The sequence below is a fragment of the Microcystis sp. M090S1 genome, assembly GCF_020246295.1.
GTDB classification, from domain to species: Bacteria; Cyanobacteriota; Cyanobacteriia; order Cyanobacteriales; family Microcystaceae; genus Microcystis; species Microcystis aeruginosa.
Genome location: NZ_JADBTF010000366.1, coordinates 1 through 5,186, shown reverse-complemented (window position 1 = coordinate 5,186; position 5,186 = coordinate 1). Strand labels below are relative to the sequence as shown.

General features: G+C 41.7%; 6 protein-coding genes and 1 pseudogene. 3 read left to right on the top strand and 4 right to left on the bottom strand.

What is annotated here, in order from left to right; all coding sequences use genetic code 11:
* Positions 1-105, bottom strand: a 105-nt coding sequence (locus IM477_RS16230) for a helix-turn-helix domain-containing protein (RefSeq protein WP_287732594.1), incomplete at its 3' end; no start/stop codon positions are given.
* A gap of 31 nt (positions 106-136) precedes the next feature.
* Between IM477_RS16230 and IM477_RS16225 the strand changes: the two genes are divergently transcribed.
* Together IM477_RS16225 and IM477_RS23420 are read left to right on the top strand one after the other, a co-directional pair.
* Complete coding sequence (locus tag IM477_RS16225) at positions 137-310, top strand: hypothetical protein (RefSeq protein WP_287732593.1); 174 nt, start codon at positions 137-139, stop codon at positions 308-310.
* Positions 255-503 carry a toxin-antitoxin system TumE family protein gene (locus IM477_RS23420; protein ID WP_502866546.1) on the top strand — a complete coding sequence of 83 codons (249 nt, stop codon included), beginning with the start codon at positions 255-257 and terminating at the stop codon, positions 501-503. Before IM477_RS16225 ends, IM477_RS23420 begins: the two co-directional genes overlap by 56 nt.
* Here the strand turns inward: IM477_RS23420 and IM477_RS16220 are convergent.
* The 3 genes and pseudogenes from IM477_RS16220 to IM477_RS16210 form a co-directional block, all read right to left on the bottom strand.
* Positions 480-2,291: a proline--tRNA ligase gene (locus tag IM477_RS16220; RefSeq protein WP_287732592.1), complete on the bottom strand. Its 1,812-nt coding sequence runs from the start codon at positions 2,289-2,291 to the stop codon at positions 480-482. The two genes, IM477_RS23420 and IM477_RS16220, sit on opposite strands and share 24 nt — an antisense overlap.
* A gap of 497 nt (positions 2,292-2,788) precedes the next feature.
* Complete coding sequence (locus IM477_RS16215) at positions 2,789-3,439, bottom strand: methyltransferase family protein (protein WP_287732590.1); 651 nt, start codon at positions 3,437-3,439, stop codon at positions 2,789-2,791.
* Between the two features lie 62 nt (positions 3,440-3,501).
* Positions 3,502-3,627 (bottom strand): annotated as a pseudogene (locus IM477_RS16210) (DUF4334 domain-containing protein); the annotation flags it as partial.
* 374 nt (positions 3,628-4,001) lie between these two features.
* Here IM477_RS16210 and IM477_RS16205 point away from each other — a divergent pair.
* The gene (locus IM477_RS16205) at positions 4,002-4,706 is read left to right on the top strand and encodes a PEP-CTERM sorting domain-containing protein (protein WP_287732588.1); all 705 of its coding nucleotides are present in this window, start codon (positions 4,002-4,004) and stop codon (positions 4,704-4,706) included.
* Positions 4,707-5,186: the final 480 nt, after the last annotated feature.

Below are 5,186 nucleotides of genomic sequence, written 5' to 3'. Positions count from 1 at the left end.
ATGGAGAGCTTTATTGTAAACCAATCTTACACAGCCCAAAGTGCACCGCAATAGCGACTCTTGTTCGGGTGTTGGGTAAAATCGAAACGAATAGGCTTTTTCCATGTCCTTTCACACTAGCATATATTTCGTAAATGTGCTAATATTTAACAGTAAAGCCGTCGTAGAACGACGGGGTTTCAGACCCAAAATTTTCGATGATCAATTACAACACAGTGAAGATTTTGATGAATGGCTAGGAGAGTCCTGGATGCTTGAGAAAATACAGCAAAAAATCGCCATCATTAAGGATATTGAATTTGTTGATTGAGACTTACTTTGAGAGAATTAGAAAACTTCTCACAAACTCAGCCATGATCCAAACTTTTGAACTTGACACAGAAAAACGGACAGAGAGTCTCGGTTTTATTAGAGGCAATATTACCTTTATTGACGGCTCTCGGCTCTATATTCGAGAATTTATCTGTATATTTAATCACTTAATCAGAAGCATTTACCTTTGAAATAGCAGTTTTTAAATAGGAAACCACCTCATTAATTGCTACTTCTGACGCTTTTTTACTGGCTCTTTCGACTAATTCCACCTTACCCGATTTGAGAGATTTACCCGTGACAATGCGATAGGGAATCCCAATTAAATCCGCATCTTTGAACTTAACTCCCGCACGTTCATTCCGGTCATCTAAAAGGGTTTCAATGCCGGCTTGATTTAACTCATTGTATAAACTTTCGGCGGTTTTTACCTGCTCGGCATCAGCTAAATTAGGAATAACTACAATCGCTTGATAGGGGGCAATAGCTACCGGCCAAATAATGCCATCTTTATCGTAGGATTGTTCTACGGCTGCCTGGGCTAAACGCGATACTCCTATGCCATAACAACCCATACAAATGGGGGTAGATTCTCCCGCTTCATTAGTATAAAAAGCATTCATAGCTTGAGAATATTTATAGCCCAATTGGAAGATATGACCGACTTCAATTCCTCTAGCACTTTGCAAGGTTTGATCAGGATCGTGAATAGCTCGATCGCCTACCTGGGCTTTGCGTAGATCGACGATTAATTCCGGTAAGATAAAATCTTTACCCCAATTCGCCCCCACTAAATGAAACCCCGTTTCATTTGCACCGGTGATCAAGTTTTCTAAGTCTGTCACCGTGTTGTCTGCTATGCGTAAAAACTTAGGAGCTATATCCCTGGCTTTTTTGAGCAAATTATCTTCTAAGTCGGGACCAATATAACCTAAAGGTAAAGGTTTAGTTGCCCATTTCTGTTGAGCGGCAGCATCGGGTATTTTTAAAGCCAAAATTGTTTTAGCATTGTAACGGCTCGCCTGTCTAACTAATTCATTTTGTAGTTTAACTTCGTTAACCTCTTGATCTCCCCGAATGCTCACCAAAACTAAAACAGTTATGCCGCTATCATAAACCACTTCGTAGAGAACATTTTTGACGATAGCGGTGGCAGAACAATCGAGAAATTTAGCTAAACTTTCGATAGTGTTGGTGTTAGGAGTCTCTTTTTTAGCAAACTTTTTAAAGGGAGAAGCCACTTTATCTGCCGGCAAAGAAACGGCTTTTTCCACATTAGCCGCATACTTTTCATCGGCGGTAAATAAAACCTCATCTTCTCCGGCATCAGCTAAGACCATAAATTCTTGGGATGCGGAACCGCCAATCGCTCCAGAATCGGCTTCTACTGCCCGAAAAGCTAACCCACAACGGCGGAAAATATTGCGGTAAGCTATATCCATCGCTTGATAGGTTTTCTTTAAACATTCCTCGTCGAGATTGAAAGAATAGGCATCTTTCATAATAAATTCTCGTCCCCGCATTAAACCAAAACGAGGGCGAATTTCATCGCGAAATTTAGTTTGAATCTGATATAAATTAACCGGTAATTGTCGATAGGAACGAATTAAATCACGAGCGACGGCAGTAATTACTTCTTCGTGAGTCGGTCCTAATCCTAACTCCCGGTTTTGCCGGTCCGTCAGGGCAAACATAATCCCTTCTGCTTTTGTGTAGGTGTCCCAACGGCCTGATTCTTGCCAGAGTTCCGCCGGTTGCAGTTGGGGAAGTAAACATTCTTGGGCGCCGGCTTTATTCATTTCTTCCCGGACTATCTGGGAGACTTTCTGCAAAACCCGCCACATCAGGGGTAAATAGGCGTAAATACCGCTGCCAATGCGACGAATGTAACCGGCACGCACCAAGCATTTATGACTGGGGATTTCCGCCTCGGCCGGGTCTTCCCGGAGAGTGACAAAAAGCTGTTGAGAGAGTCGCATCCTATCGATATCCTTTTGAACAGAAGACTTTCTATTATCTCATCAAAGGAGAGCGACTGCAATGATCAATTACTTGTGTTGACAAACAATAACAGCGATCAGTTTACCGATTCTCAGGTATTTCCCCTCACAACTTGAGACTGGTTGGAGACGCATTGAACTCTAGTTCCAATTGCCTAACTCCCTTGTTCTCTACTCTAGGAAATATGAGCGTTCAGGTCGATCGCTGTTATCGTCGTTATCGAGACAGAATGTAACTTTAACAGGGTTTACTCCTTTGTGAACTTGACCTTTATAACCTTGCCAGTCGATCTGTCAGGGAAGCTTTTTTCTTTAGCTTCAATTATTAATATAACATCGGATCGGAGCTAGAAGTCTTTCTCTTAATCAAAGTTTACATTACTGGGATCAAGGAAAAGCCTCGATGTTTTGACGCTTAACCGACCATGAAACTTAATAGCGCACCCTGCGGTTGAAGAGAAAGACCTTAACTTTGCTTAGGTTTGAGTGGATTGGCGAGCATCCAGACGGGAGTTTATTAGCTTGGGTAATAGCAATCCGGATTTCGCTTTGTAAGCGTCAAATTCAGGATAGCGGGAGAGAGACAGGTCTTTTTTAAGCATATTGGGGATGAAGATCCCGGCGATGAATCCCCCCAAAATCAGAAAAGGGAGCCAATGTTGGGCTAACAGGGCAAAACTCAGATAAATTAAAATCTCTCCTAAATAGTTGGGATTGCGACTACGACTAAAGAAACCTTCGGTGATCAATCCTTCCCTATATTTAAGGGTAAAATACTTTTGGGCATCGCTACCGTAATGGAGAAATACCCCCATAATATTGATCGCTATGGCTGCGGATATTAAAGGAGCGGCGGCCGTGACCTTCCCGCTAACAATAATAAAAGGGGCAGCCCAATATAAACCGAGAACGATAAAGGTAAATATTCCCATAGCCAACGGTATTTCTTTTTCCCATTGTTGATCTGGATATAATCTATCCTTGATCAGCCACATCAGACCGTAAGTTCCGTGCAGGGCAAGGTATATCCAAGCGAGCGGGGTAAAATTATTATAAAAAGCCATTAAGCCCAATATAATTAGAAAAGTTAGAAATTTATGCCAATTAATTGCGTGTTTTATCTTCATTTTCTTCAAAGTAGAAATCAATCCTGTTGATCGAGTGCTAAACAATTATAACTACTAACGTTTCAATCCGGTCTTTGACATCGCTTGAGAATAAAAAAGAAAGGTCGGGGAAAGTTGTTAAAATCCATAATTACTGGCAGGGTATTGTCCTCTAATTTCCGAAAAGAGTCATTAATCGGCGAATAATCCTAGATCATCAGCACCAGCTTCCAATCTGGTCTGTCAGCTTAACGGCGATCGCAGTTTTGTCGCTTGGGTTAAGACACCGCACTACCTAAGACCAAAGACTGGCGGATTGTTAATGAACACACTTCCCCCCCCCACATTGTAGTTAAGAATACAATTTAATAAAATCTTTATATTTTTCTCCTGCCAAGGTTCCACTTTCCCATGAGAAAAGGGAGAGTCTCCCTCCCTTCCCTGATGGGTTACACAAGAGCTAGAACCTCTGGAAATGCTTACGAGGTATGGTTTTTATCATCTACCCGTTTCAATGCCTTGACATTTCTACCTAAATGCTGTAATCTACGGACGGCATTTCACTTATTATCGGAGCCATACCATGCTTAGTTTAGCAAAACTTATAAATTTCGGGGGGGGGATAAAGCCCTACTTATCAATTGCTGGTTCGACTCTGTTGGTAGGGTTTTTGGGATTGAGTAACTCAGCCCAGGCCCTGCCTGTTGTTGTATTGCAGGACTCATATGGTAACACAATTCCTTCAACGGGAACCAATCTAATTCCACCTAATACTTTTACGAGTGTTGCTGATGTTGGTGGAACAACCACTTACACGGTTAATACAGGCAATGTTGCTGTTGGTTTTTTCCCAAATATCGTTTTGTTTGGAGGGTCGGCCACTAGCGGCAGTTTTTCTACCGTTTTAAATACTATTGCCGGCAACCCCTATGAAGTGGATTTTACCACCCTTTTGCTCGGTGATCCTAACACTCATGCCATACAGGTGAATGCCTTTAATGGAAATGGAGTCGGGGGTACTTTGCTCGGTAATTCCAGTCCAGTTGGGATCAATAGCTCGGGTAATTTCACATTTACAGCAACCAGCAGTCAAAGCACTATCGAGATTTTGGGAATACTGGGGACTCCTAACGATAGTGCTGATATTGCCTTTGATAATTTAAAAGTGAGTACCGTAGCCGTACCCGTACCGGAATCTGAACCTCTAGCCATGTTAGGGTTAGTAACCGTTATCGGATTCGGTACTGGCCTGCAGCGGAAACTTGCTAAGAATAGTCAGAAAAAATAAGTCCCACAAAAATAAGAAAAAGGGACGGAAATAACCTTAATCATGTTCCTTTTGTCCCGTGCCAAGGTTCTACATTGTAAGAAGAAAAGGGAGGATATTCCTCCCTTCCCTGATGGGTTAGACAAGAGCTAGAACCTCTGGAAATGTGTTACAAGGGCATCCCTTGCAACGAGGTAAGACTATACAGAAACGAGAATATCCAAGTTATCATTGAAACTGCTATAATTAATAAAATCTCAAGAATAGCAAAATTATATGAATGCACTAAAATACCAAACAATCATCAAAAATGGTCAACTTAGTTTACCTCCCCTCGACTTACCAGAAGGAACAGTTGTCGGTTCTTCGGTTTGTGTTATGCAATGGACGGGAGTTATAAGGGGTGAAACCCTTATATAGAAAGACATTGCTTCGATTTTTGCCAATTGTTTTCAATCTAGAACGAGCTAATCAATTAAGTCTCTTGCCAGATAAGGATTT

Coding starts and splice junctions, on each gene's coding strand:
- IM477_RS16220 (WP_287732592.1), bottom strand. CDS start 2,291: ATGCGACTCTCTCAACAGCTTTTTGTCACTCTCCGGGAAGACCCGGCC.
- IM477_RS16215 (WP_287732590.1), bottom strand. CDS start 3,439: ATGAAGATAAAACACGCAATTAATTGGCATAAATTTCTAACTTTTCTA.
- IM477_RS16205 (WP_287732588.1), top strand. CDS start 4,002: ATGCTTAGTTTAGCAAAACTTATAAATTTCGGGGGGGGGATAAAGCCC.